The organism is Actinoallomurus sp. NPDC052274 (genome assembly GCF_040679475.1).
In the GTDB taxonomy this organism is placed as follows: domain Bacteria; phylum Actinomycetota; class Actinomycetes; order Streptosporangiales; family Streptosporangiaceae; genus Actinoallomurus; species Actinoallomurus liliacearum.
In genome coordinates this window covers 32019-54793 of sequence record NZ_JBFAUT010000023.1, presented here as the reverse complement: position 1 = coordinate 54793, position 22775 = coordinate 32019, and the positions used below count along the sequence as shown (strand labels likewise).

Sequence of the window (22775 nt, the reverse complement as noted above, 5' to 3'; positions counted from 1 at the left end):
GAGGGGCAGAGCAGGCGCGATGCCCGGGTTCCGGCGGTCAGAGCAGGCGGGCGATCTCGTTCGCCGCGGTGAGGACGCGCGGCGCGATCGCGGACTCGTCCTGCGCTCCGATCTTCACCACGCCGATGCTCGCCTCGGCGGGCCGCCCCCTCGCGACGATCGGCGCGGCGACGCCCCACGCGCCGGACTGCAGCTCACCGGCGGTGACCGCGTAACCGGCCCGGCGGGACTCGCGCACGATCGACCGCTCGTCCGGGTGCGGCGGCCGACCGGCGAGGATGGCGATTCCCGGCGCGCCACGGTCCACGGCGTGCCGGTTGCCCGCCCGGTACGCCACGTGGAAGTCGGATCCCTGCGGCTCGGCGACGGCCAGTACGACGACCTCCTCCTCCGCGTCCAGCACGCTGATGAACGCCGTCGCGCGGCAGTCATCGGCCAGCGACTGGAGCGCTCCCTCGGCGGCGGCGCGCAGCCGGTGCTGTACGGCGGCGCCGAGTTCGACGATGCCGAGCCCCAGCGTGAAGCGCGTTCCGTTCCGGGAGACGAGGCGGTGGTTGCGCAGCGCGGTCAGGTGGCGGGCCACGGCGTTGCGGTGCACGTCCGCGGCGCGGGCGAGCTCGCTGATCGTCATGCCGTCGGGGTGGTCCCGGAGGATCTCCAGGAGCCGCAGGCCGGTGTCGATGGTCTTCGACCCGGTGGCGGGGGACGGCTGCGGCTCCGTGCCGGAGGACGGCGTCCCGACGTCGGGGGAGGACGGCGGCCCGCTGGTGCGGGAGGACGGCGTCCCGGCGCCGGGGGAGGGCGGCGAGTCGGCGTGCGGGCGGCCGGGTGGCGCCGAGCGGCGCGGTCGGTCGTTCATCGCACGTCGCTCCGTCGTACGGGCGTGTAGCGGACGGGCAGGTGTTTGATCCCGGCGATGAAGTTCGACACCAGCCGCACGGGCGGCCCGGCGGGCTCCAGGTCCGGCAGCCGCCAGAGGAACTCGCGGTAGAAGATCCGCAGTTGCAGGCGGGCGAAGTGCGCGCCGAGGCACACGTGCGGGCCGTCGCCGAACGCCACGTGGTCGCCCGTCCGCCGGGCGACGTCGAACCGCTCCGGATCGGCGAACGCCCGCTCGTCGCGGTTGGCGGAGGCGTGGAACACGACGACCTTGTCCCCAGCGGCGATCGGCCGTCCCGCGAGCACGGTGTCCCGTACGGCGGTGCGGCGGAAGCTGAGCACGGGCGGATGCCAGCGCAGCATCTCGTCGATCGCCGAGTCGAGCAGTTGGGGCTGATCGAGGAGCCGCCGGTGCTGGTCCGGGTGGTCGAGGAGCGCCATGACCCCGCCCGGCAGGCCGGACCGTACGGTGTCGTTGCCGGCGATCACCAGCAGGAAGAAGAACATCGAGAGTTCGGGATCGCTGAGGCGCCGGCCGTCGACCTCGGCGGTCGCCAGCGCGGTCATCAGGTCGTCCGAGGGATCGCGGCGCTTGGCGTCGGCGAGCGTGTGCGCGTACTCGAACATGTCGGCGAGCATCGCGGGCGATCGGGGGTTCACCGGCCTGCCGTCCGGGCCGCGGGCGGCCTCGGCGTGGTCCGGGTCCTGGTAGCCGATCACCCGGTTGGTCCAGGCCAGGATCCGGTCGCGGTCCTCTTCGGGGATGCCGAGCAGGTCGGCGAGGTTCTGGATGGGATAGTCGTCGGTGACGTCGACCGGCAGGTCGCACTCGCCGCGTTCGACGATGTCGTCGACGAGCCGGCGCGCCCGGCGCTCGATGTCGGCCGCGAACCGTTCGACCCGGCGGGGCGTGAACACCCGGGAGGCGATCCGCCGCAGCCGGCCGTGCTCCGGCGGGTCGAGGTTCAGCATCATCCGTCGGATGAACGGCAGGTCCGCCGGGTCCGGGTCGCGGATCTGCGTCGCCCCGATCCACGAGCTGTACTCGGTCGGACTGCGCAGCACGCGGACGACGTCGGCGTGGCGGGTCACGGCCCAGAATCCCGGACCGGCCGGCCAGCCGCCGACCTCGTACTCCTCCTGCCAGTGCACCGGGTCCTCGTCCCGGAGCCGGCGGTAGGTCTCGTGCGGGACACCCCGCGCGTAGACGTTCGGGTCGAACACGTCGAGGTCCGCGGCGGGGTTCGCCGGGACGGCGGTGGTGTCTCGTTCTTCGGCCGGCAACATGCCCCCTCGGATCCTCGGACGGCTGGAACGTTCCGGGCGGCCGGTGGACCGGCGGGCCGGAGGTCGCTCAGGCGGCCAGGAAGCGCTCGATCTCGGCCACCAGCGCGAGCGGCGTCTCGTCCATCGCGTAGTGGCCGGCGTCCTGGAACGTCGTCAGTCGCGCGTTGGGATACCACTCCAGCCACGTTCCCCGCATGACGTCGGCGGACAGCGCCGGGTCGTGCGCGCCCGCGATGACGAGCACCGGCGTGGTGTCGCCCACCACCTCCTCGTGGAAGTCGCTACGGGCCCAGGCGTCCAGGTAGGCGCGGAACGCCGGGACCGTGGAGACGCGCAGCGAGTGGTCCACCATCTCGTCGAGCCAGGCGCCCGGGAGACGGCCGCCCGTGGTGAGATCGATGATCGCCCGGCGGTTCCCGGCCTCGTCCGCCGCGCCGGAGAACAGCGCCCAGCCCTGCTCGTCGAACGGGACGCCGGAGGCGGGGACCGGCGAGACGCCGACCATCCTGCGGACCCGCCCGGGCGCGTCCAGCATCACCCGTTGCATCGCCGTCCCGCCCATCGAGTGTCCGACCAGCGAGAACTCGTCCCAGCCGAGCTTGTCGGCCAGCGCGATGACGTCACTGGCGATCTCCGCGAGGGTGTAGTCGCCGGTGATGTCCCGGGCCTCTCCGTAGCCGCGATAGTCCGGGAACGCGTACGTGAACGCCTCCCCGTTCAGGTACGGCCGGATCTTGGCGAAGGCGTCGCGATCGCCGAACCAGCCGTGCAGCGCGATCACCCGATGCGGTCCGGTGCCGCAGAGGGCATGGGGAAGGGCGACGGGAGACATACCGGATCCTGTTCTGTCGATGGCGGTACGGACGGATCGGGCGAGACGGGCGGCTCAGGCGCGACGGCGACGATGAGCTCCGGGCGCCGGGCGGTCGCCCGGACGGCGCGGGCGGCGTACTCCAGTGCGAACCAGACGTACTTGCCGCCGTGGTACCGGACGAAGCCCCACTGGTCGGCCTGGGCGTCGACCAGGAACAGGCCGCGGCCGCACTCGGCGACGAAGTCGGGCGTCCGCCGCACGGGCAGGGTCGGGTCCCGGTCGCAGACGGTGAGCCAGACCATGCCGTAGGCGACCCGGACGTTGACCCTGATCTCCTGGTCGCCCGAGGGCCCCGGGCTCGCGTGCTGAACGGCGTTGGTCACCAGCTCGCTGGTCAGCTCCGCGACCGTCGCCCGGTCGTCCGCGGGCAGCGCGAGGTCCCACGAGTCCAGCATGGCCGCGACCCAGCGCCGCGCGATGGAGGGCGCGAGGCGCGAGCCCGGGAGATCGCACCATCCGGACAGGCGGCGTCCGTCCGCGGGATCGGACGTGGTCGCCACGGCGTCGTTTCCCGGGGCGCCGGAAGGTCGCTGCTCCCGTGAATCGGACAAGAACTCGCGCTCCAGCCTGTGCTGCCCGAATAGTGGGCGTGGTGGGCAAAATTTGGGCGTACGTCCCGGAGCATCGAGCGTCGAGGGCCTGATGTCAACGGAAACGTCGGAATACCCGGGAATTCGTTGGCGGCGTAGGCCCGCGCCGTGGACCGGTCCGGGTGCCGTTCCCTTCGCGGAACGACGCCGCCCCCGTACGACACGGGCGGTCGTACGGGGGCGGCGTCGTCGATCGGATCAGCGGAGCGGGCCGGCGGCGAACATGGCCCCTGGACCGCGCGCGGATAGAGTCGTGTTCGCACGGAGTGTTCCCGATGGAGGAGGAATGCGTGGTTCCGCCGAACGTCTCGGAGCCGTCCCCGCAGCCGCCCGCCGGTCTGGACCTGTCCGGTCGCCGGGCCCTGGTGACCGGCGCGGCCGGCGGCATCGGCCTGGCGTGCGCCCGGCGGCTGGCGGCCGCCGGAGCCGAGGTCGTCATCGTCGACCTGCGCGAGGAGGAGGCCAAGGCCGCCGCCGAGGAGATCGGCGGCCGGGCGGTCGCGGCGGACCTGTCCGACGCCGCGGCGGTCGAGACCATCGACTGTGACGTGGACATCCTGGTCAACAACGCCGGGCTGCAACACGTCGCCCCGGTCACCGAGTTCCCCCCGGACGTCTTCGCGCGCATCCAGCGGATCATGGTGGAGGCGCCGTTCCGCCTCGCCCGCCGGGCACTGCCCGGAATGTACGAACGCGGCTGGGGGCGGATCGTCGGGATCTCCTCCGTGCACGGCCGGATCGCCTCGCCGTACAAGGTCGCCTACGTCACCGCCAAGCACGCCCTGGAGGGGATGACCAAGGTCATCGCGCTCGAGGCCGCCGAGCACGGGGTCACCGCGAACTGCGTCAGCCCGGCGTACGTGCGCACCCCGCTCGTCGAGCACCAGATCGCCGACCAGGCGGCCGCGCACGGGATGGAGCCCGACCGGGTCGTCGACGAGATCATGCTGGCCCGGGCCGCGATCCGGCGGCTGATCGAGCCGGAGGAGGTCGCCGAGATGGTCGCCTATCTCTGCTCGCCGCACGCGTCGATGATCACGGGGGCGTCCCTCACCATGGACGGCGGCTGGACCGCGCACTGACGACCGACGGCGCCCGCGCGCGGTCGCGCGGGCGCCGGTCGGGTTCCGTCGAGGGCTTACGTGGACGGGGCCGGGCCCGCCGTGGGCGAGCCGAGGAAGGGCGGGTAGCGGTCGCCGGGCACGAGGTTGCCGCCGTACAGCTCGGAGACCGTCACGAAGGCGTAGCCCTGTTTGGTCAGAGCGTCCAGAATGCCGGGTACTGCGGCCACGCTGGTCGGCCGGATGTCATGCATGATCACAATGTGGCCCGGCTTCGCGCCGGCGAGGACGCGCTTCGTCACCACCGCCGTGTTGCGGTCCTTCCAGTCCACCGTGTCGACGGTCCACAGAATCTGCGCCAACCCCATCTGCTTCGCGATCTCATTGACCTGTTTGTCCGAGTATCCATAGGTCGGTCGCATCACCGTCGGCGCCGTGCCGGTCGCCTGCAGGATGGCCTCCTGGGTGCGGATGAGCTCATCCTCGACCTTCGCCCGCGGGGCTCCGGTCAGCTTGGCGTGGTCGAAGGTGTGGTTGCCGATCTGGTGCCCCTCGGTGGCCTCCCGTTTCAGGATGTCCTGGTTGTTCGCCACCTGCTGGCCGAGGACGAAGAAGGTCGCGTGCGCGCCGTGCGCCTTGAGGATGTCGAGGAGCTTGGCGGTTCCGGTGACCGGTCCGTCGTCGAAGGTGAGCGCGATGCACTTGCGCACATGACAGTCGACCTTCGCCGGGGCCGCGGGCCGCGCCTTCGCGGCCCGGTGGGCGGCGGACCGGTCCTCGCGCGACCCTGAGCCGGCGAGGAGGAACGCCCCCGCGCCCACCGCACCGCCCAGCAGTACGGCCGCGCCGAGGGCGGCGGGCAAGATCCAACGCCGTTGCAGAAATCCGCTTTTTTCGTTTTCATGGCTTTTATTATTTTCGTCGTTCGTCACCTTTTGCCCCCGACTGAGCGACTTTTGGTCATGCGCAGGGTTCAGGGGGCGGCTAAGAACGGTCCGGAATGTCGAGCCGAACAGCGGAGACCGTGCTGGCCACCCCCGTCGCGATACCTATACCCGCGAAATCGAGCCGTTCGAACTCGCGATGACGAACGCTGTCAGAAAAGACGAGCGCCGTGGGCGACCGGCGGCGTGGGGCGCCGAAAAATCCGGTTTCCGCCTGTCGGTGCCCGCTGGCATACTTCCAGCGGAGGTAAGTGATCACTGTGACTGTGGAACCTTACAGGCGGGTGCTGGCCATCCCCGGTGTCCGGATGCTGCTGCTCGTCGGGCTGGTCGCCCGGATCCCGGTCGTCGCCTGCGGGCTGACGCTGACCCTGCACGTGGTCGGCGGCCTGGGGCGCGGCTTCATGCAGGCGGGTCTGGTCGGGGCGGCCTCGACCGCCGGAGTGGCGGTCGGAGCCCCGATCGCCGGGCGCTTCGTGGACCGACGTGGCCTCCGGCCGGTCCTGGTGGTCACCACGCTCGCTCAGCTTCTCTTCTGGACCGTCGCGCCGTTCCTGCCGTACTGGCCGCTGCTCGTCGGCGCCTTCGTGAGCGGGGTCCTGGCACTGCCGGTCTTCACCGTCATCCGCCAGTGCCTCGCGGCCGCCGTCCCGGCCGAATACCGCCGTAGCGCCTACGCCCTGGACTCGATGCTGGTCGAGGTGGCCTACATGACCGGCCCGGCGCTCGCCGTGGCCGGCACGACCGCGCTCGGCGGCTCCTGGACCATGGCACTCGTCGGGCTCGGACTGGTCGTGTCCGGCACGGCGCTGCTGGCGCTCGACCCGCCCATCCATGTCGGCGACGAGCCGGAGGCCGCCGGAGCCACGGTGCGCCGCCGCCAGTGGCTGACGCCCGCGCTCTTCGCCCTGCTCGGCGTGACGTCCGCCGCCACCTTCGTGCTCGCCGGGACCGAGCTCGGCCTGGTCGCGGTGCTCAAGGCCGACTCCGCGACCAGATGGACCGGCCTGGTGCTCGCGTTCTGGGGCATCGCCTCGCTGGTCGGGGGATTCGTGTACGGCGCGCTGCCCCGGGGCTTCTCCCCGCTCGTCATCGTCGGCGCCATGGCCGCCCTCACCGCTCCGATGGGCCTGGTGGGCCACTGGGAGTGGCTCTGTATCGCGCTGCTCCCGGCGGGGATGCTGTGCGCCCCGGCGATCTCCGCCTCGATCGACACCCTCAGCCGGTGGGTGCCCGCCTCGGCCCGCGGCGAGGCGACGGGACTGCACAGCACCGCGATGACGCTGGGACTGGCCGTCGCCGGACCCGTCACGGGCGTCGTCATCGACGGCTTCGGCCCCCGCTGGGCGTTCGCCCTCTCCGGCGCCGCGGGTCTCCTCGTCGTCCTGCTCGCCACCCCGATGTGGCGGCGCGCCGCGCGGCCGCCGGCGCCGCGGACGACGGCCGCCGAGCCGGTCGCCGACGCCGCTTGACGCGCTCCCCGGCCCGCACAAGGCCGGGGATCCGGTCCGCGCCGCGTCACGCGGGGTCTCCGTCCGATAGTGGACGCCGCCCGCCCGCCGGACCCGGGTTCCGCGCGCGGTGGAGCCGGTGTATAGCTGATCCATGCGACGACCGAACGACCCGGCGGCGCTGCGCGGGCGCCGCGTGCTGGTCACCGGAGCCGCGCGCGGCATCGGCGCGGCCCTGGTCCGCCGCCTGCATGCCCGGGGCGCTCGGGTGGCCCTGGCGGGTCTGGAGCCGGACGGCCTCGCGGCAGTGGCCCGGGACTGCGGCGACGCGCCCTGGCGGACGTGCGACGTGACCGACCGCGACCGTGTCGAACGGGTCGTGACGGAGCTGGCCGACGAACTGGGCGGCCTGGACGTCGTGGTGGCCAACGCCGGGGTCGCCTGCCAGTGGCCGGTCCTCGGCGGCGACCCGCGCATCCTGGAGACGACGATGCGCGTGAACGTCTTCGGCACCTACCACACGCTGCGCGCGGCGGGCCCGTACATCGCCCACCCTGGCGGCTACGCGCTGGCCGTCGCCTCGCTCGCCGCCGCCGTCCACGCTCCCCTGCTCGGGGCCTACAGCGCGTCCAAGGCCGCCGTCGAGGCGCTCGGTGACACGCTCCGTCTCGAGCTGCGGCACACGGGAGCGCGGGTCGGCGTCGCGTACTTCGCCGAACTGGACACCGACATGACGCGCCGCGGGTTCGGCACCCGGGCGGCCTCCGTGCTGCAGGGCCGGCGCGGAGGGTTCACCGGGGTCACGCCGCTCCGCGCCGGGATCGACGCGCTCGAGCGCGGCATCGCGACGCGCGCCCGCCGGGTGCACGCTCCGCGCTGGGTGGGACCGGTCCTGTACGGGCGGATGGCGGCCCAGCGGGTGGTGGACACGGCGCTGCGGGCACGGGTGGAGCCCGCCCTGCGGATCGCGATCGAGGAGGAGGACCCGCCGATGACGACGCCGCAGCCCGAGGACCGGGCAGGATGACCGCCGACCGGCCCCCCTCGCCGGGGCGTGGGGTGCCGCGTGTGCCGCCCGGATCGCGGCGTGAACTGGGCGCGCCGGCGTGGACGTTCGTCCGGCTGGCGGGACGGCGCGCCGGCACGCGGGCGCCGGTGCTGTTCCGGGTGCTCGGCCGGCACCGCCGCCTGTTCCGCGGCTGGCTGCACTTCGCCGGCCGGCTGATGCCGGGCGGCGTGCTGCCGCGCCGCGAGACCGAGCTGGTCATCCTGCGGGTGGCGCACCTGCGGGACTGCCGCTACGAGTTCGATCACCACGTACGGCTCGGCGCCCGGGCCGGGGTCACCCGCGCCGACCTTGCCCGGCTCGTCGAGCGCGGGCCCGAGGACGACGGCTGGTCGCCGCGCGAACGCGCCATCCTGGCGGCGGTGGACGCCCTGCAGGCCGAGCGCGACCTCGACGACGCCGCGTGGGAACGGCTCCGAGAGCACCTCGACGACCAGGAGTGCATCGAGCTGGTCATGCTCGTCGGCCATTACGACATGCTGGCGACGGCCATCACCGCGCTGCGGATCCCGCCCGACCTCCCCCGGCGCTGACCTCCGGTGGCGCCGATTCCGTTGGGCTCGCCGGGCACCGGCCGTCGCGGGCCGGGGGGGCGATGCGCTGATCCCTCGGTCGGCGCTGACCTCCGGTGGCGCTGACCCCGCCGGGGCTCGCCGGGCCTCCGCCGCTGCGGGCCGAGGGGCGGTGCGCCGACCCGGCCCCGTGGCGGAGCCGGTCGCGTGGCCGCGGACGGCTCAGAGGGCGGCGCCGACCGCGTAGCCGAGGGCGGCGATCGCGGTCCCGAGGATGAGCCCGCCCACGGCGTTCAGGCCCGCCTCGCGGAACGAGCCGTCCTCCAGGAGCCGTACGGTCTCGAATCCGAAGGTGCTGAAGGTCGTCAGAGCTCCGCAGAATCCGGTGCCCAGCAGCGTGACGACGTGCGCCGGCAGGGCGTGGGCGGAGCCGGTGAGCAGACCGAGGATCAAGCAGCCGATGAGGTTCACGGTGAACGTGCCCCAGGGGAAGACGCCGTCCCGCCGGCGCTGGACGTACCGGTCGATCAGGTAGCGGCTCGGCGCCCCGACGGCGCCGCCGAGCAGCACGAGCAGAACGGTCACCCCCGCCGTCCTTCCCGGCCCCGGAGCACGGGCAGCCCGGCGATCAGCCGGGCCAGCGTCATCCCGCACCACACCGCGGCGAATCCGCCGAGGAGGCTGCCGAACGCGTACGCCGCGGCGATCCCCCAGGACCCGTGCGCGGCCAGCGTCCGCAGCTCGACCGCGAAGGTCGAGAAGGTGGTGTAGCCGCCCAGGACGCCGACGCCGAAGAACGGCCGTACGTAGCGGTTCGGCGGCCAGACGTCCAGGACGAGGACCATGAGCAGCCCGATCGCGAGGCACCCGCTCAGATTGATCGTGAAGGTCGCCCAGGGGAAGCGGCCGGGGGACACGTGGAGCGCCTGGGAGATCAGGTAGCGGGCGACGCTGCCCAGCCCGCCGCCGAGCGAGATCGCCGCCAGCACCCGCCACTGCCGGTCGCGGCGACCGGCGCGGACCGCGAAGACGTCGGCGACCGGCGCGGGCCCGTCGATCGGGCCGGTGTCGGGGTCGACGGGCAGGAGATCGGGGTCGGCGGGCGGCTCGTCGGTGCGGCGATCCACCGAGCCCTTGGAGAATCGTGCGGCCACTGCGTCCTTTCGGTCTGTCCCCTACCAGGGTGAGGGATCCGCGCAGCGGTCGCGTCCCGGCTCCATTCTCGTCCGTTCCGGCCGCCGGGACGGCCCGGCTCCCGCCGGTCCCGGGACGGCCGGGGTCGCACACGGGGTCTCGCCGACGGCGGTCACGAGCCCGGCTCGTCGAGGTGCGCGGCCGCCTGGAGACGGAGGGATTCGGCGCACGGCCCGTCTGATCATCCACGGTGCGGCGGACCGGAACCCGGCGCCTCCGGTACTCCGGGCGACGCCGCCGTTCCAGGCGCTGATCGCCGACGGGACCCGAGCGCGGTTCGTCGTGCTGCCGGGGGAGGGGGATGTGCTCCGGGGCCGGGAGGGCGTCGCGACCGCCCTCACGGAGAAGGGCGCCTGGCCCGCCGCGGTTCAGGGCCCGCTGTGATCTGCCGCGCGTGGCTCCACGGCGGACCGCCGCCGGAGGGGCTACGAGCGGCTTATCGCGCCGCAGTCAGATCCGCGTCGCCGGTGGGTGCTTCACCCGGGATCTCATCCGTGCTGGACAGGAACCGGTCGAGTCCGGTGATCTTGAGCATCCGTTGGACGTGCCCGGCGGGCCGGAGCAACAGCAGCTCGCCGCCGTCCTTACGAGCGCGCTTCCAGGCGCCGACGAAGCAGCCAAGCCCGACGGAGTCGCAGAACTCGAGCTTCGACAGGTCGAGTGCGATCCGGACCTGGCCCGCCGCCAGTATGGCGTCCAGCTCGTCGCGGATGCCCCCGACGGTCGTGTAGTCGAGCTCGCCCGCCACGTGCACCAGCGCCCACTCGCCCCGTGACTCGACCGCCACGTCCAGCGTCGCTTCGTCCGGTCGATCCGCCGCCATTCGTCCCCACCTCCACGCCGAATGATGGTGGTCTTCACTTTACGGCCCCCAGTCATTCTTGGCCGATGGTACGTCAACGCCGACCACGTCCGTCTGCTTCCCCATATACAGATATTGTCGACTGGCAAAGTAGGGAATATAGTCCGTTCATGCCACGACTCCAGATCGCGCAGCTCGACACCCACCTACGCGAAGCATCGCCCGACCTCGATGTGGGGCCACCGCCGGTCCCGGACGACCCGCCACCGGGCGGCCTCCTGGAGGTGATCCCGCTTCCCGGCACCGGACAGGTGGTGGTGATCACCGCCCATCTCCTTCCGGCGGCGGACCTCGGTACGCCGGTCGCCGTTCCCCGGGTGGTCGGGTCTGTGGACCGGAGGCCGGGCGGGCGGGAGCCCGACGACCTGGTCGTCGACCGCGACGCCAGGCGTGTCTGGCTGGACGGCGAAGAGCTGTCGCTGACGTTCCAGGAGTTCGAGCTGCTGGACTACCTGACGGCGCGCCCCGGAAAGGTGTTCTCTCGCATCCACCTGATGAACGCGGTGTGGGAGGGCGCGGCCGTCGTCGTGCCGCGGACGGTGGACGTCCACGTGCATCGCCTGCGCCGCAAGCTCGGGCGCCACGGCGGTCGCCTGGTGACCGTCCGGCGGGTGGGCTACTGCTACCGGCGGCCGGAGGCCGACCCCGCGGCGGCCGGCTGAGCCATCGCGGGCCTCCGGCGCGCGGTCACGGCGCGCCGGCCGCCCGCGCGGAGGAGTCCCCGGGCCGATATTCCGCGCGGAGCCGGGCTCAGCCTTCGAAGAAGGTGATCCGCACGCCGGAGACGACCCGCTCGACCGGGACGAAGCGGCCCAGGACGGTCTGTTCGCGCAGGGTCTCGCTGAGGTAGACGCGGCCGGGGCGTCCGAGGTCCTGGGCCATCTTGGACGCGACGTTGACCGGGGCTCCGGCGATGTCGCGGCCGCCGCCCGGTGTCTCCCCGGTCAGCACCGGCCCGGTGTCCACGCCGATCCGGCACACGATCTCCCGCTCGGCCAGCCCCGCGCGGAGTCGAAGGGCGAACTCGACGGCGGCTCCCGGATCGTCGAAGAGGTAGATGCCCAGTGGACCGGCGACCTTGATCTCCATGGCGCCGGCCGACGGCAGCAGGCCCAGCGCCGTCTCGCGCATCGTGGTGGACAGGGCCAGCCCTCTCAGCACCGCCAGCTCGGGCGTGGCCGCCGCCGCGCCGCCACGTTCGACGAGCACGACGGTCCGCTCCCGGAGGTGCCGGGCGGTGAGCCGGGCGAGGAGGTCGGCGTCACCGGGGGAGCGCTCGAGGAGAAGGAGGTCGGCGTGGAGGTCGGGGGAGTACGGGATCGGGTACCGCTCGCCCTCGACGGGGCGCGCGTCGGTCAGGCGCGGGCCGTCGAGCAGCCGGTAGACCGGGCCGATCGGATGCCGTAGGTCGTCCCTGCGGGCCACGGTGAAGGGGTGGCCGGGCGGCAGCAGGTCGACGACCGGTTGGGTAATGGCGATCTCCCCGCCCTCCACGTGGTTCTCCGCGACGTCCTCGATCCCGTCGGCCTCCTCGCCGTACAGCCCGCCGGACAGCTCGGTGAAGGTCCCCCGGTGGACGCCGATGCCGATCCGGATCCGGCACCGGCGCTCGATGTCGTCCTGGACGCTCAGCAGGGCCGAGAGCAGCTCCGCGGCGCGGGTGCCGGCCGGATGGAACAGCTGGGCGTTGTCGGCCGCCCAGACTCCCACCGCCCGGCCGCCGATGGCCCGGCCGTACGCGTGCAGGATCCGCTTCGGCCGGTCGATGAGCGCCAGCACCTCCAGCAGTGCCAGTCGCTCGCTGAGCCTCGTCAGGCCCGCCGAGTCCGACACGACGCTGTAGCCCTCGACGGCGTATCCGCTCAGCAGGCGCCGCGCGTCGTCGGCCGTCTGACCGCTGCGCCGCCAGCGCTCGACGAGGGCGTGCGGCAGCCCGCCGACGACGTCGCGGGTGAGGTCGTAGTCGCCGGGAACGTGCCGGCCCGCGGGGGATTCGGAGGTCACGCCGGCAGCATAACAACACACAGTGATCACTTAAGTGCGAGTCGTAATAAAAATCTACAATGTAAAGGCGGCGGCCGTGCCGGTGACGCGAGTCGGATCCCATAAGTGGACTCTTGTGCGGAAGGTGAGCCATGTGACATTTTACCGCTCGTGAGCACTGCTGACGTGGTGATCGTCGGCGGCGGCGTCGTCGGTGCCGCGTGCGCGTACTACGCCGCGCGGGCCGGACTGGCGGTGACCGTCGTGGAACGCGGCGCGGTGGCCGGAGGCACCACCGGAGCGGGGGAGGGCAACCTCCTCGTCTCCGACAAGGAGCCCGGCCCGGAGCTCGACCTCGCGGTCTTCTCCTCCGCCCGGTGGGCGGAGCTGGCCGCCGAGGACGGGCTCGGGGCGGCCTTCGAGTACGAGCCCAAGGGCGGCCTCGTCGTCGCCGAGAGCGAGAAGGGCGTGGCCGGGCTCGCGGCGCTGGCCGAGCAGCAGCGCGCGGCGGGTGTCGACACGGTCGCCGTGCCCGCGGCGGAGCTGCCCGGCTACGAGCCGCATCTGGCCCGAGACCTGGCCGGCGGGATGTTCTACCCCCAGGATGCCCAGGTCCAGCCGATGCTGGCCGCCGCGCACCTGCTGCGCGCCTCCGGGGCCGAGGTCCGTACGGGTGTCACCGTGACCGGGATGCTGCGCGCCGGCGATCGGGTCACCGGGGTGCGCACCGACCGGGGGGACCTCGCCGCGGGGGCGGTCGTGAACGCGGCCGGCACGTGGGGCGGGGAGGTCGCGGCCCTCGCCGGGGTGACCGTCCCGGTGCTGCCGCGCCGGGGCTTCATCCTCGTCACCGAGCCACTGCCGCCGCTGATCCGGCACAAGGTGTACGCCGCGGAGTACGTCGCGAACGTCGCGAGCGACGACGAGGGACTGGAGTCCTCCGCGGTCGTCGAGGGCACCCCGGCCGGCACGATCCTGATCGGCGCCAGCCGGGAGCGGGTCGGGTTCGACCGGACGCTGTCGATGGCGGCGCTGCGGCGCCTGGCCGCTCAGGCGATCCGGCTGTTCCCGGTGCTCGGCGACGTCCAGGCGATCCGCGCCTACTGCGGGTTCCGGCCGTACTGCCCCGACCATCTGCCGGTCATCGGCCCCGACCCGCGCGCCGAGGGGCTGGTGCACGCCTGCGGCCACGAGGGCGCGGGGATCGGCCTGGCGGCGGCGACGGGCCACCTGCTCGCCCAGTCCCTCACCGGCGCGCGGCCGGACCTCGACCTCGCGCCGTTCCGCCCCGACCGCTTTCCGGAGCAGCCATGAGTCAGATCGTCTTCGAGGGCCGGCCGCTGCCGTTCGAACCGGGTCAGAGCGTCGGCGCCGCCCTGACCGCCGCGGGCATCAGGTCCTGGCGGACGACCCGGTTCGGCGGGCGGCCGCGCGGGCTGTACTGCGGGATCGGCGTGTGCTTCGACTGTCTGGTCACCGTCAACGGCCAACCATCGCTGCGGGCCTGCATGGTCGAGGCGCGGGACGGCGACGTCGTGGAGGGCGGTGGCCCGGATGCGTGACCTGGTGCCGACGGCGGAGGACGGCGACGTGGGGAAGGGCGGTGGCCCGGATGCGTGGCCTCGTGCCGACGGCGGAGGACGGAGACGTGGGGAAGGGCGGTGTCCGCGATGCATGACCTGGTGGTGATCGGCGCGGGACCGGCGGGCCTGGCCGCGGCGGTGTCCGCGGCGACGGCCGGGCTGGACGTCGCGCTGGTCGACGCGGGACGGCGGCCGGGCGGGCAGTACTACCGGCACCACGCGGCCGAGACGGGCCGTCTCCACCACGACTGGGACGCCTTCGTACGGCTCCGGGACGCGCTGGACCGCCTCACCTACCTGCCGGAGCACCGGGTCTGGCACGTCGAGGACGGGTTCACCGTGCACGCGATCGCGGGGGACCGCGACGAGCGCCCGGTCCGGATCGGCGCGCGGACGCTGGTCGTCGCGACGGGCGCGCACGACCGGTCGCTGCCGTTCCCCGGCTGGGACCTGCCGGGCGTGCTCACCGCGGGCGGCGCGCAGGCGCTCCTGAAGGGCGACCGGGTCACGGCGGGCGAGCGGATCGTCGTCGCGGGCACCGGCCCGTTCCTGCTCCCCGTCGCCACCGGCCTGGCCGGGGCCGGCGCGACCGTCGTCGGGGTCTTCGACGCCGGCCGCCCGTACGGCTTCGCCCGGCACGTCGCCCGGCATCCGGACAAGGCGCGGGAGGGCACCGGGTACGCCGCCCTGCTGGCGCGGCACCGGATCCCGTACCGCACCGGTCATGCCGTCGTCGCGGCGCACGGGGACGACCGGGTCGAGGCGGTCACCGTCGCCCGGCTCGACCGGGACTGGACGCCGGTGCGCGAGCGCGTCGTCGCCTGCGACACGGTGGCGGTCGGCTACGGGTTCACGCCGCAGCTGGAGATCCCCCTGCAGCTCGGCTGCGCCACCCGGATGGACGCCGACGGCAGCCTGGTCGTCGCGGTCGACGTGGCGCAGCGTACGAGCGTGCCCGGCGTGTACGCGGCGGGGGAGACCACCGGGGTCGGCGGCGCCCAGCTCTCGCTCGTCGAGGGGGAACTGGCCGGGCTGTCGGCCGCGGAGGCGGCGGGCGGCGTCGCGCCCGACCCGACCGACGTACGGCGCCTGCTGGCGCGACGGCGGCGGCTGCGGGCGTTCGCCGCGGCCATGCACCGCGCGTATCCCGTCCGCCCGGGCTGGATGGACCGGCTGCGGGAGGACACGATCGTCTGCCGCTGTGAGGAGGTCACCTGCGGTCGGCTGACCGAGGCCGCGGAGCTCGGCGCGACCGACCCGCGCTCGGCCAAGCTGCTCAGCCGGGCGGGCATGGGCCGGTGCCAGGGCCGGGTGTGCGGCTACGCGGCCACGTGGCTCGCGGCGGGGATCTGCGGTCGGCTGCCCGACGCCGACGACCTGCGGGGAACCGCGCGCCGACCACTCGCCCAGCCCCTGCGGCTGCGTGACCTCGCGGCCGAGGACCGGCCCTACGAATAGAGCGAACGGCCGCGGCCGGAGGGGCGAATCCCTACGGCCGCGGTCCGGAAACCGTCCGATCAACCCGGCATAACGGACGGATCACGAGTCCTGCGACATCTTGACGGCCATGCTCGGCCCAACGTGAAATGTCACATCGCATAAGGGAGAACCGCATGAGCGCCCCCCGTAAGCCCTGGCACGGCATCCTCGTCGCCACCGCGCTGCCGCTGCGTGAGGACCTGTCGGTCGACTTCGACCGGTACGCCCGGCACGTTCGCGATCTGGTCGACGCGGGCTGCGACGGCGTGTGCCCCAACGGCTCACTCGGCGAGTACCAGAACCTCACTCCCGAAGAGCGGGCCCAGGTCGTTCGGACCGCGGTCGAGGCGATCGGCGGCGACCGGGTCGTGCCGGGCGTCGCGGCGTACGGCTCGGCGGAGTCGCGGCGCTGGGCCGAGCAGGCCGCCGAGGCCGGCGCGGGCGCGGTCCTGCTCCTGCCGCCGAACGCCTACCGCGCGGACGACCGGATCGTCGAGGCCCACTACGCCGAGGTGGCCAAGGCGGGGATGCCGATCGTCGCGTACAACAACCCGTACGACACCAAGGTGGATCTGACCCCCGAGCTGCTGGCCCGCCTGCACGAGGCCGGTCACATCGTCGCGGTCAAGGAGTTCAGCGGCGACGTGCGCCGCGCCTACCGGATCGCCGAGCTGGCCCCCGAGCTCGACGTGCTGATCGGCGCGGACGACGTGCTGCTCGAGTTGGCCATCGCCGGTGCCAAGGGCTGGATCGCCGGCTACCCGAACGCCCTGCCGAAGGCGAGCGTCGCGCTGTACCGGGCGGCCGTCGCCGGCGACCTGGAGCGGGCGCTGCCGCTGTACCGGGCACTGCACCCGCTGCTGCGCTGGGACTCGCGGACGGAGTTCGTCCAGGCGATCAAGCTGTCGATGGACGTCATGGGCGGGCACGGCGGGCCGTGCCGGCCACCCCGCCTCCCGCTGACCGAGGAACAGGCCGCGACCGTGCGGGCCGCAACAGAGGCCGCCGCGCACCTGGAGAGCAATGCGTAGCAAGCACGTGTTCCACGCCGTGGACTCGCACACCGAGGGGATGCCGACCCGCGTCGTCACCGGCGGGGTCGGCGTCATCCCCGGCGCGACGATGTTCGAGCGGCGCGCGTACTTCATGGAACACCTCGACCACATCCGCACCCTGCTGATGTACGAGCCGCGCGGGCACGCCTCGATGAGCGGCGCGATCCTCCAGCCGCCGACCCGGCCGGACGCCGACTACGGCGTGCTGTACATCGAGGTGTCCGGCTGCCTGCCGATGTGCGGGCACGGCACGATCGGGGTCGCGACCGTGCTGGTCGAGACCGGGATGGTGGAGGTGACCGAGCCGGTCACCACGATCCGGCTGGACACGCCCGCCGGGCTCGTCGTCACCGAGGTCGCGGTGCGCGACGGCGCGGCGAAGAGCGTGACGATCCGCAACGTCCCGTCGTTCGTCGACGCCCTCGACCAGACCGTCGACGTGCCGGGGATCGGCCCCGTCACGTACGACATGGCCTATGGCGGCAACTTCTACGCGATCCTGCCGATCGAGCGGGTCGGGCTGCCGTTCGACCGAGAGCGCAAGAACGACATCCTCACCGCCGGCCTGGCGACGATGGCGGCGATCAACGAGCAGCGCCGCCCGGTGCACCCGGAGAACGCCGACATCGCGGGCTGCCATCACGTGCAGTTCGTCGCGCCCGGCTCGGACGCGAAGCACTCCCGGCACGCGATGGCGATCCACCCGGGCTGGTTCGACCGCTCGCCGTGCGGCACCGGCACCTCGGCCCGCCTCGCCCAGTTGCACGCGCGCGGGGAACTGGCCCCCGGCGCGGAGTTCGTCAACGAGTCGTTCATCGGCAGCCGGTTCATCGGCCGGATCGCCGAGGAGACGACCGTCGCCGGCTCCCGGCCCGCGATCGTCCCGGCGATCACCGGCCGCGCCTGGGTGACCGGCACGGCGCAGTACCTGCTCGACCCCGACGACCCCTTCCCCGAGGGGTTCCTGCTCTGACCTCCCGTTCCCGGGCCCTCTGACCCCCGTTCCTGAACCCGACCGTCCGACGCGGCGCGGCCACCCCGGCCGCGCCGCCATCTCCCCCTACCCGTCGTTCACGCATCGGAGATCCCCATGAGGAAAGCAGCGCTCGGCGTCGCACTGGCGGCGACCGCTCTGACCGCCTCGGCCTGTGGCCAGGGCGTGCTCGGTGGCGACAGCAAGAAGGACAAGGGCCCCATCCTGCTCGGGATGGACATCCCCCTGTCCGGCAGCAGCGCCGACATCGGCCCGTACATGAAGAACGGCGCCCAGATGGCGATCGACGAGATCAACGCGAAGGGCGGTGTGCTCGGCCGCAAGCTGGAACTGCGCGCCGAGGACGACGCCTGCGACCCCAAGACGGCGGTCGCCGCGGCGAACAAGCTGGTCGCCGCGAACGTCGCGGTGTCGGTCGGCGGGTACTGCTCGGGCGCGACCCTGCCCACGCTCCCGGTCTTCGACCGCCGCAAGATCCCGATGATCATCCCGGCGGCCAACTCGACCGAGCTGGTCGACCAGAAGCTCAAGCACGTGTTCTTCGTCAACGGCACCGGTGACCAGCAGGCCGTCGCCGCGATGACGTGGATGACCAAGAGCGGCGCCAAGAAGGTCGCGCTCCTGCACGACAACACGTCCTACTCCAAGGACATCGCGGTGCGCACCGCGGCCGAGCTCGACAAGCCCGGCGGCCCCGACAAGGCGACCCTGGACGCGGTCAACCCCGGCGAGAGCGACTACTCCGCGAACGTCACGAACGTCCTCCGGAAGAACCCGGACTTCATCTACTGGACCGGCTACTACCAGGAGGGCGGCCTGATCCTGCGGCAGCTCCGGCAGGCCGGGTACAAGGGCAGGTTCATGGTCGCCGACGGCTCGGTGGACGCCAAGCTCGTCAAGATCGCCGGTGGGACCGCCGCCGAGGGCGCGTACGCCACCATGACCCAGACCCCGGACACCATCCAGGGCGCGGAGAACTGGATCGCCACCTACAAGCAGAAGTTCGGCGCCGACCCCGGCCCGTACTCCACCCAGTCCTACGACGCCGTGCGGGTCGCGGCCGAGGCCATCAAGAAGGCCGGCGGCACCGACGGCGACAAGCTCGCCACGGCGCTGGAGGGCATCAACGGGCTGCAGCTGTTCTCCGGCCCGCTGAAGTTCACCGACCGGCACACGCTCACCAGCGGCGGCTTCGTGATCCTCGTCGTCAAGAACGGCAAGTTCGTGCTCCAGGACGCGCTGAAGTAGGCCCCTGCCAATGTCACAGCTGATCTGGAACGGCCTGTTCGTCGGCTCGTTCTACGCCTTGGTCGCGCTGGGCTACAGCATGGTGTACGGCATCATCAAGCTGCTCAACTTCGCCCACGGCGACCTCTACATGCTCGGCGCGTTCAGCGGGTTCGCGATGCTCGGGGCGATGGGCGGGCTGGTGAAGTCCTCCTCTCTCGTCGCCCTGTTCGTCGTGCTGATCCTGACGATGGTGGCGACCGGCCTGTCCGGCGTCGTCATCGAGCGGGTCGCCTACCGGCCGCTGCGCGGCGCGCCCCGGCTGTCGCTGCTGATCACCGCGGTCGGGGCGTCGTTCGCCCTGGAGTACGGCACCCGCATCGTCGCCGGGCCGAACCCGAAGGTGTACCCGGTCCGGCTCGACGGCACGGCGCTGAACGTCCTGGGCGCCCGCGTCACCTGGCAGCAGATCGCCCTGATGGCGGTCTCCGTCGTCCTCATGGTGGCGCTGAACGTCCTGATCACCCGCACCCGGCAGGGCCGCGCCATGCGGGCCATCGCGCTGGACCCGAAGGCGTGCCTGCTCATGGGCATCGACGTCGACAAGGTGATCTCGCGGACCTTCTTCATCGGCTCGGCGCTCGCCGGTGCGGCGGGCGTCATGGCCGGCGGCTACTACGGGAAGATCGACTTCCTGATGGGCTTCATCATCGGGCTCAAGGCGTTCACCGCGGCGGTCATCGGCGGCATCGGCAACATCCCGGGCACGATGCTCGGCGGTCTGCTGCTCGGCCTGCTGGAGTCGTTCGGCACGCACTTCGTCGGTGGCCAGTGGCGCGACGTCTTCGCGTTCGGATTCCTCATCCTGTTCCTGACCGTGCGGCCCACCGGCCTGCTCGGCGAACGCGTCACGGAGCGCGTATGAGCGAGCGAAGCGTGGGCGCAGCGCCTCCGGCCACTCCTCCGGCGAAGGAGGCCGTATGACCGAAACAGTGCAGGATCCGCCGGTCAAGCCGGTGAAGGGGCGGGGTCCGACGTTCATCACGCGGTTCCTGGAGAGCCGGCACCTCGGCTGGGCGGGCCTGGCGATCGGGCTGCTCGCGCCGTTCGTCATCGCCACGCCGTACGCGATGGACGTGATGACCAGCGCGGTCGTCTTCGTCATGCTCGCCGTCGGGCTGAACATCGTCGTCGGCTACTGCGGCCTGCTGGACCTGGGGTACGCCGCGTTCTTCGCGGTCGGCGCCTATACCAGCGGCGTGCTGTCCACCGAGCTGAAGATCCCGCTGCTGGCGACGGTCCCGGCGGTCGTCATCGTGACCGTGGTCGCGGGCGTCATCATCGGCGGTCCGACGCTCCGGCTGCGCAGCGACTACCTGGCGATCGTGACGCTCGGCTTCGGGGAGATCATCCGGATCACCGCCAACAACCTGAACATCACCGGCGGCCCGTCGGGCATCTACGGCATCCCCGGGCTGTTCGGCGACGCCTCGTCGAACCAGGTCGTCTTCTACTACGCCGTGCTGCTCATCGTCGCCGTGGCCGTGCTGCTGGCGGCCCGGCTCGGCCGGTCCCGGATCGGCCGGGCGTGGCGGTTCGTCCGCGAGGACGAGGACGCCGCCGAGGCGATGGGCATCAACACGTACAAGGTGAAGCTGGCCGCCTACATCGCGGGCGCGGTCTGGGGCGGCCTGGCCGGGGTGTTGTTCGCGGCGCAGCTCTCGGCGATCTCGCCGGCCAGTTTCACGTTCCTGCAGTCGGCGCTCGTGCTGATGGCGGTCGTGCTGGGCGGCATGGGCTCGACGCCCGGCGTGGTGCTCGGCGCGATCGTGATCAGTCTGCTGCCGGAGGTGCTGCGCGGCCTGGCCGACTACCGGTTCTTCGCCTTCGGCGTGCTGCTGATCATCGTCATGATCGCTCGTCCGCAGGGGCTGTGGCCCCATCGATCGAGGGAGCGGTGATGCTGCAAGTCGAGGACCTTCGGCTGTCCTTCGGCGGCGTGCTGGCGGTGGACGGGCTGTCGTTCGGCGTCGACGCGGGCGAGATCGTCTCGGTGATCGGCCCGAACGGCGCCGGCAAGACGTCGGCGTTCAACTGCGTCACCGGGTTCTACAAGCCCACGGCCGGCCGGATCCGGATCGACGGCGCGGACGTGACCGGGCGGCGGCCCTCGCTGATCGCCTCGCGGGGCGTCTCCCGCACGTTCCAGAACCTGCGGGTGTTCGGCGAGATGTCGGTGCTGGACAACGTACGGGCCGGCACGCACCTGTGGCTGCGCCAGCGGGTCGTCGACGCGCTGCTGCACACGCCCCGGTACCGCCGCAGCGAGCGCGAGGGCACCGAGGAGGCGAACAAGTGGCTCGACTTCGTCGGCCTCCGCGGCGACCGGGCCGGGCTCGTACGGAACCTGCCGTACGGTGAGCAGCGCCGGGTGGAGATCGCCCGTGCGCTGGCCCGCCGCCCGAAGCTGCTGCTGCTCGACGAGCCCGCGGCCGGACTCAACCACGGCGAGAAGGCCGAACTGCTCGACCTGATCCGGCGGATCCGCGACCTCGGCATCGCGATCGCGCTGATCGAGCACGACATGGGCCTGGTCATGGAGGTCTCCGACCGGGTCGTCGTGCTCAACTTCGGCCGGGAGATCGCCGACGGGCCGCCCGACCAGGTCCGCGGCGACCCGGCGGTGATCGAGGCGTACCTCGGGCGGGACGCCGACGAGGCGGAGGTCGAGGCGGCCAGAGAGGAGGTCGGCGGTGCTCGAGGTGAGTGACCTGGAGGTGAGCTACGGCGGCGTCCAGGCCCTGCGCGGGCTGTCGCTCACCGTGGGCGAGGGCGAGATCGTCGCGCTGCTCGGCAACAACGGCGCCGGCAAGACGACGACGCTGTCGGCCGTGTCCGGGCTGGTACGGCCCGGGGCGGGACGGATCGTGTACGAGGGCGACGACATCACCCGCACGGCGCCGCCCAAGATCGTCGGACGTGGTCTGGTGCACGTGCCGGAGGGGCGCAGGATTTTCAGCACGCTGACCGTGCACGAGAACCTGCTGCTCGGCGGCTACCTCGTGCGCGACGCCAAGGAGCTGGCCCGCCGCGTCGACCGGGCGTACTCCCTGCTGCCCAAGCTCGCCGAGCGGCGCGCCCAGCACGGCGGCACTCTGTCCGGCGGCGAGCAGCAGATGCTGGCCATCGGCCGGGCGCTCGTCGCCGGGCCGCGGCTGCTGATGCTCGACGAGCCGTCGATGGGGCTGGCCCCGCTGATCGTCGCGGCGGTCATGGACGTCATCCGCGACATCAACGAGGCCGGCACCGCCGTCCTGCTCGTCGAGCAGAACGCCAAGGCCGCGCTCAAGATCGCCCACCGGGGCTATGTGATCGAGAACGGCCGCTGCGTGCTCGACGGCCCGGCCGCGGACCTGGCCGCCGACTCCCGCGTCGTCGAGGCCTACCTCGGCGGCGTCGCCTGATCCTCGTCCCGGTGTCGTGGCCGGCTCGTCCGGACCGGCCACGACGCCAGGGGCGAGACCTGGGAGGATCGTCACCGTGGCCGGGATCAGAAAGGACGGGGCATGAGTGAGCGGAGCGAGCGAATCATGAGCACGGCGTCTCTGGTCGCTCCCGCGACGGAGGAGGGCGCTTGAGTGAGCGGAGCGAGCGAATCATGAGCACGGCGTCTCTGGTCGCTCCCGCGACGGAGGAGGGCGCTTGAGTGAGCGGAGCGAGCGAATCATGAGCAC

24 protein-coding genes are annotated in these 22775 nt (G+C 72.6%); 15 read left to right on the top strand and 9 right to left on the bottom strand.

What is annotated here, in order from left to right:
• Positions 1 to 37: 37 nt before the first annotated feature.
• The 4 genes from AB0K82_RS20855 to AB0K82_RS20840 all read right to left on the bottom strand — a co-directional run bounded on the left by AB0K82_RS20855 (position 38) and on the right by AB0K82_RS20840 (position 3540).
• Entirely contained in the window at positions 38 to 859 is an 822-nt protein-coding gene (locus AB0K82_RS20855) for a helix-turn-helix domain-containing protein (RefSeq protein ID WP_364399099.1), read from the bottom strand.
• Complete coding sequence (locus AB0K82_RS20850; protein ID WP_364399097.1) at positions 856 to 2166, bottom strand: cytochrome P450; 1311 nt, start codon at positions 2164 to 2166, stop codon at positions 856 to 858. The genes AB0K82_RS20855 and AB0K82_RS20850 overlap by 4 nt, the downstream gene beginning before the upstream one ends.
• Positions 2167 to 2233: 67 nt before the next feature.
• Positions 2234 to 2998 carry an alpha/beta hydrolase gene (locus AB0K82_RS20845; protein WP_364399096.1) on the bottom strand — a complete coding sequence of 255 codons (765 nt, stop codon included), beginning with the start codon at positions 2996 to 2998 and terminating at the stop codon, positions 2234 to 2236.
• A complete protein-coding gene (locus AB0K82_RS20840) occupies positions 2944 to 3540 on the bottom strand; it encodes an ATP-binding protein (protein ID WP_364399094.1) in 597 nt (198 codons plus the stop codon). Before AB0K82_RS20840 ends, AB0K82_RS20845 begins: the two co-directional genes overlap by 55 nt.
• 380 nt (positions 3541 to 3920) lie before the next feature.
• Here AB0K82_RS20840 and AB0K82_RS20835 point away from each other — a divergent pair, with 380 nt between their 5' ends.
• Positions 3921 to 4712, top strand: a complete 792-nt coding sequence (locus AB0K82_RS20835) for a 3-hydroxybutyrate dehydrogenase (protein ID WP_364399092.1) — start codon at positions 3921 to 3923, stop codon at positions 4710 to 4712.
• Between the two features lie 56 nt (positions 4713 to 4768).
• Here AB0K82_RS20835 and AB0K82_RS20830 read toward each other — a convergent pair whose 3' ends face one another.
• A complete protein-coding gene (locus AB0K82_RS20830) occupies positions 4769 to 5623 on the bottom strand; it encodes a polysaccharide deacetylase family protein (protein WP_364399091.1) in 855 nt (284 codons plus the stop codon).
• Positions 5624 to 5901: 278 nt separating this feature from the next.
• Here AB0K82_RS20830 and AB0K82_RS20825 point away from each other — a divergent pair, with 278 nt between their 5' ends.
• From AB0K82_RS20825 to AB0K82_RS20815, 3 genes are all read left to right on the top strand, one after another.
• Positions 5902 to 7107, top strand: coding sequence for an MFS transporter (locus tag AB0K82_RS20825; RefSeq protein ID WP_364399088.1), 1206 nt, complete (start codon positions 5902 to 5904; stop codon positions 7105 to 7107).
• Between the two features lie 133 nt (positions 7108 to 7240).
• On the top strand, positions 7241 to 8113 hold the full coding sequence (locus tag AB0K82_RS20820) for an SDR family NAD(P)-dependent oxidoreductase (RefSeq protein ID WP_364399086.1): 873 nt from the start codon (positions 7241 to 7243) through the stop codon (positions 8111 to 8113).
• Between the two features lie 41 nt (positions 8114 to 8154).
• On the top strand, positions 8155 to 8685 hold the full coding sequence (locus AB0K82_RS20815; RefSeq protein WP_364399084.1) for a carboxymuconolactone decarboxylase family protein: 531 nt from the start codon (positions 8155 to 8157) through the stop codon (positions 8683 to 8685).
• Positions 8686 to 8886: 201 nt separating this feature from the next.
• On the opposite strand, the gene crcB (AB0K82_RS20810) is transcribed toward AB0K82_RS20815, so the two are convergent.
• From crcB (AB0K82_RS20810) to AB0K82_RS20800, 3 genes are all read right to left on the bottom strand, one after another.
• The gene (crcB, locus tag AB0K82_RS20810) at positions 8887 to 9249 is read right to left on the bottom strand and encodes a fluoride efflux transporter CrcB (protein WP_364399083.1); all 363 of its coding nucleotides are present in this window, start codon (positions 9247 to 9249) and stop codon (positions 8887 to 8889) included.
• Positions 9246 to 9818 (bottom strand): fluoride efflux transporter CrcB, encoded by a 573-nt coding sequence (crcB, locus tag AB0K82_RS20805; RefSeq protein WP_364399081.1) that lies wholly within the window; start codon positions 9816 to 9818, stop codon positions 9246 to 9248. The genes crcB (AB0K82_RS20810) and crcB (AB0K82_RS20805) overlap by 4 nt, the downstream gene beginning before the upstream one ends.
• Before the next feature lie 476 nt (positions 9819 to 10294).
• A complete protein-coding gene (locus AB0K82_RS20800) occupies positions 10295 to 10681 on the bottom strand; it encodes an STAS domain-containing protein (protein ID WP_364399080.1) in 387 nt (128 codons plus the stop codon).
• A gap of 149 nt (positions 10682 to 10830) precedes the next feature.
• Here AB0K82_RS20800 and AB0K82_RS20795 point away from each other — a divergent pair, with 149 nt between their 5' ends.
• The gene (locus tag AB0K82_RS20795; protein ID WP_364399078.1) at positions 10831 to 11382 is read left to right on the top strand and encodes a winged helix-turn-helix domain-containing protein; all 552 of its coding nucleotides are present in this window, start codon (positions 10831 to 10833) and stop codon (positions 11380 to 11382) included.
• 88 nt (positions 11383 to 11470) lie between these two features.
• Here AB0K82_RS20795 and AB0K82_RS20790 read toward each other — a convergent pair whose 3' ends face one another.
• Positions 11471 to 12724, bottom strand: coding sequence for a hypothetical protein (locus AB0K82_RS20790; protein ID WP_364399076.1), 1254 nt, complete (start codon positions 12722 to 12724; stop codon positions 11471 to 11473).
• A 150-nt stretch (positions 12725 to 12874) separates the two neighbouring features.
• On the opposite strand from AB0K82_RS20790, the gene AB0K82_RS20785 reads away from it, so the two are divergent.
• The 10 genes from AB0K82_RS20785 to AB0K82_RS20740 all read left to right on the top strand — a co-directional run bounded on the left by AB0K82_RS20785 (position 12875) and on the right by AB0K82_RS20740 (position 22505).
• Positions 12875 to 14017, top strand: a complete 1143-nt coding sequence (locus tag AB0K82_RS20785; protein ID WP_364399075.1) for an FAD-binding oxidoreductase — start codon at positions 12875 to 12877, stop codon at positions 14015 to 14017.
• Complete coding sequence (locus AB0K82_RS20780) at positions 14014 to 14265, top strand: (2Fe-2S)-binding protein (protein ID WP_364399073.1); 252 nt, start codon at positions 14014 to 14016, stop codon at positions 14263 to 14265. Before AB0K82_RS20785 ends, AB0K82_RS20780 begins: the two co-directional genes overlap by 4 nt.
• A 108-nt stretch (positions 14266 to 14373) precedes the next feature.
• Positions 14374 to 15744 (top strand): FAD/NAD(P)-binding oxidoreductase, encoded by a 1371-nt coding sequence (locus tag AB0K82_RS20775; RefSeq protein WP_364399207.1) that lies wholly within the window; start codon positions 14374 to 14376, stop codon positions 15742 to 15744.
• Positions 15745 to 15899: 155 nt separating this feature from the next.
• Positions 15900 to 16796: a dihydrodipicolinate synthase family protein gene (locus AB0K82_RS20770; protein ID WP_364399071.1), complete on the top strand. Its 897-nt coding sequence runs from the start codon at positions 15900 to 15902 to the stop codon at positions 16794 to 16796.
• Positions 16789 to 17793 carry a proline racemase family protein gene (locus AB0K82_RS20765; protein WP_364399069.1) on the top strand — a complete coding sequence of 335 codons (1005 nt, stop codon included), beginning with the start codon at positions 16789 to 16791 and terminating at the stop codon, positions 17791 to 17793. Before AB0K82_RS20770 ends, AB0K82_RS20765 begins: the two co-directional genes overlap by 8 nt.
• Positions 17794 to 17910: 117 nt before the next feature.
• Positions 17911 to 19062, top strand: a complete 1152-nt coding sequence (locus AB0K82_RS20760; RefSeq protein WP_364399068.1) for a branched-chain amino acid ABC transporter substrate-binding protein — start codon at positions 17911 to 17913, stop codon at positions 19060 to 19062.
• A 10-nt stretch (positions 19063 to 19072) separates the two neighbouring features.
• Complete coding sequence (locus AB0K82_RS20755) at positions 19073 to 19966, top strand: branched-chain amino acid ABC transporter permease (RefSeq protein ID WP_364399066.1); 894 nt, start codon at positions 19073 to 19075, stop codon at positions 19964 to 19966.
• Between the two features lie 55 nt (positions 19967 to 20021).
• Positions 20022 to 21002 (top strand): branched-chain amino acid ABC transporter permease, encoded by a 981-nt coding sequence (locus AB0K82_RS20750; RefSeq protein ID WP_364399064.1) that lies wholly within the window; start codon positions 20022 to 20024, stop codon positions 21000 to 21002.
• Positions 21002 to 21811, top strand: coding sequence for an ABC transporter ATP-binding protein (locus AB0K82_RS20745; RefSeq protein ID WP_364399062.1), 810 nt, complete (start codon positions 21002 to 21004; stop codon positions 21809 to 21811). Before AB0K82_RS20750 ends, AB0K82_RS20745 begins: the two co-directional genes overlap by 1 nt.
• A complete protein-coding gene (locus AB0K82_RS20740) occupies positions 21795 to 22505 on the top strand; it encodes an ABC transporter ATP-binding protein (protein WP_364399060.1) in 711 nt (236 codons plus the stop codon). The genes AB0K82_RS20745 and AB0K82_RS20740 overlap by 17 nt, the downstream gene beginning before the upstream one ends.
• Positions 22506 to 22775: the final 270 nt, after the last annotated feature.

Coding starts and splice junctions, on each gene's coding strand:
- AB0K82_RS20855 (WP_364399099.1), bottom strand. CDS start 859: ATGAACGACCGACCGCGCCGCTCGGCGCCACCCGGCCGCCCGCACGCC.
- AB0K82_RS20850 (WP_364399097.1), bottom strand. CDS start 2,166: ATGTTGCCGGCCGAAGAACGAGACACCACCGCCGTCCCGGCGAACCCC.
- AB0K82_RS20845 (WP_364399096.1), bottom strand. CDS start 2,998: ATGTCTCCCGTCGCCCTTCCCCATGCCCTCTGCGGCACCGGACCGCAT.
- AB0K82_RS20820 (WP_364399086.1), top strand. CDS start 7,241: ATGCGACGACCGAACGACCCGGCGGCGCTGCGCGGGCGCCGCGTGCTG.
- AB0K82_RS20800 (WP_364399080.1), bottom strand. CDS start 10,681: ATGGCGGCGGATCGACCGGACGAAGCGACGCTGGACGTGGCGGTCGAG.
- AB0K82_RS20795 (WP_364399078.1), top strand. CDS start 10,831: ATGCCACGACTCCAGATCGCGCAGCTCGACACCCACCTACGCGAAGCA.
- AB0K82_RS20780 (WP_364399073.1), top strand. CDS start 14,014: ATGAGTCAGATCGTCTTCGAGGGCCGGCCGCTGCCGTTCGAACCGGGT.
- AB0K82_RS20775 (WP_364399207.1), top strand. CDS start 14,374: ATGCATGACCTGGTGGTGATCGGCGCGGGACCGGCGGGCCTGGCCGCG.
- AB0K82_RS20770 (WP_364399071.1), top strand. CDS start 15,900: ATGAGCGCCCCCCGTAAGCCCTGGCACGGCATCCTCGTCGCCACCGCG.
- AB0K82_RS20765 (WP_364399069.1), top strand. CDS start 16,789: ATGCGTAGCAAGCACGTGTTCCACGCCGTGGACTCGCACACCGAGGGG.
- AB0K82_RS20760 (WP_364399068.1), top strand. CDS start 17,911: ATGAGGAAAGCAGCGCTCGGCGTCGCACTGGCGGCGACCGCTCTGACC.
- AB0K82_RS20755 (WP_364399066.1), top strand. CDS start 19,073: ATGTCACAGCTGATCTGGAACGGCCTGTTCGTCGGCTCGTTCTACGCC.
- AB0K82_RS20750 (WP_364399064.1), top strand. CDS start 20,022: ATGACCGAAACAGTGCAGGATCCGCCGGTCAAGCCGGTGAAGGGGCGG.
- AB0K82_RS20745 (WP_364399062.1), top strand. CDS start 21,002: ATGCTGCAAGTCGAGGACCTTCGGCTGTCCTTCGGCGGCGTGCTGGCG.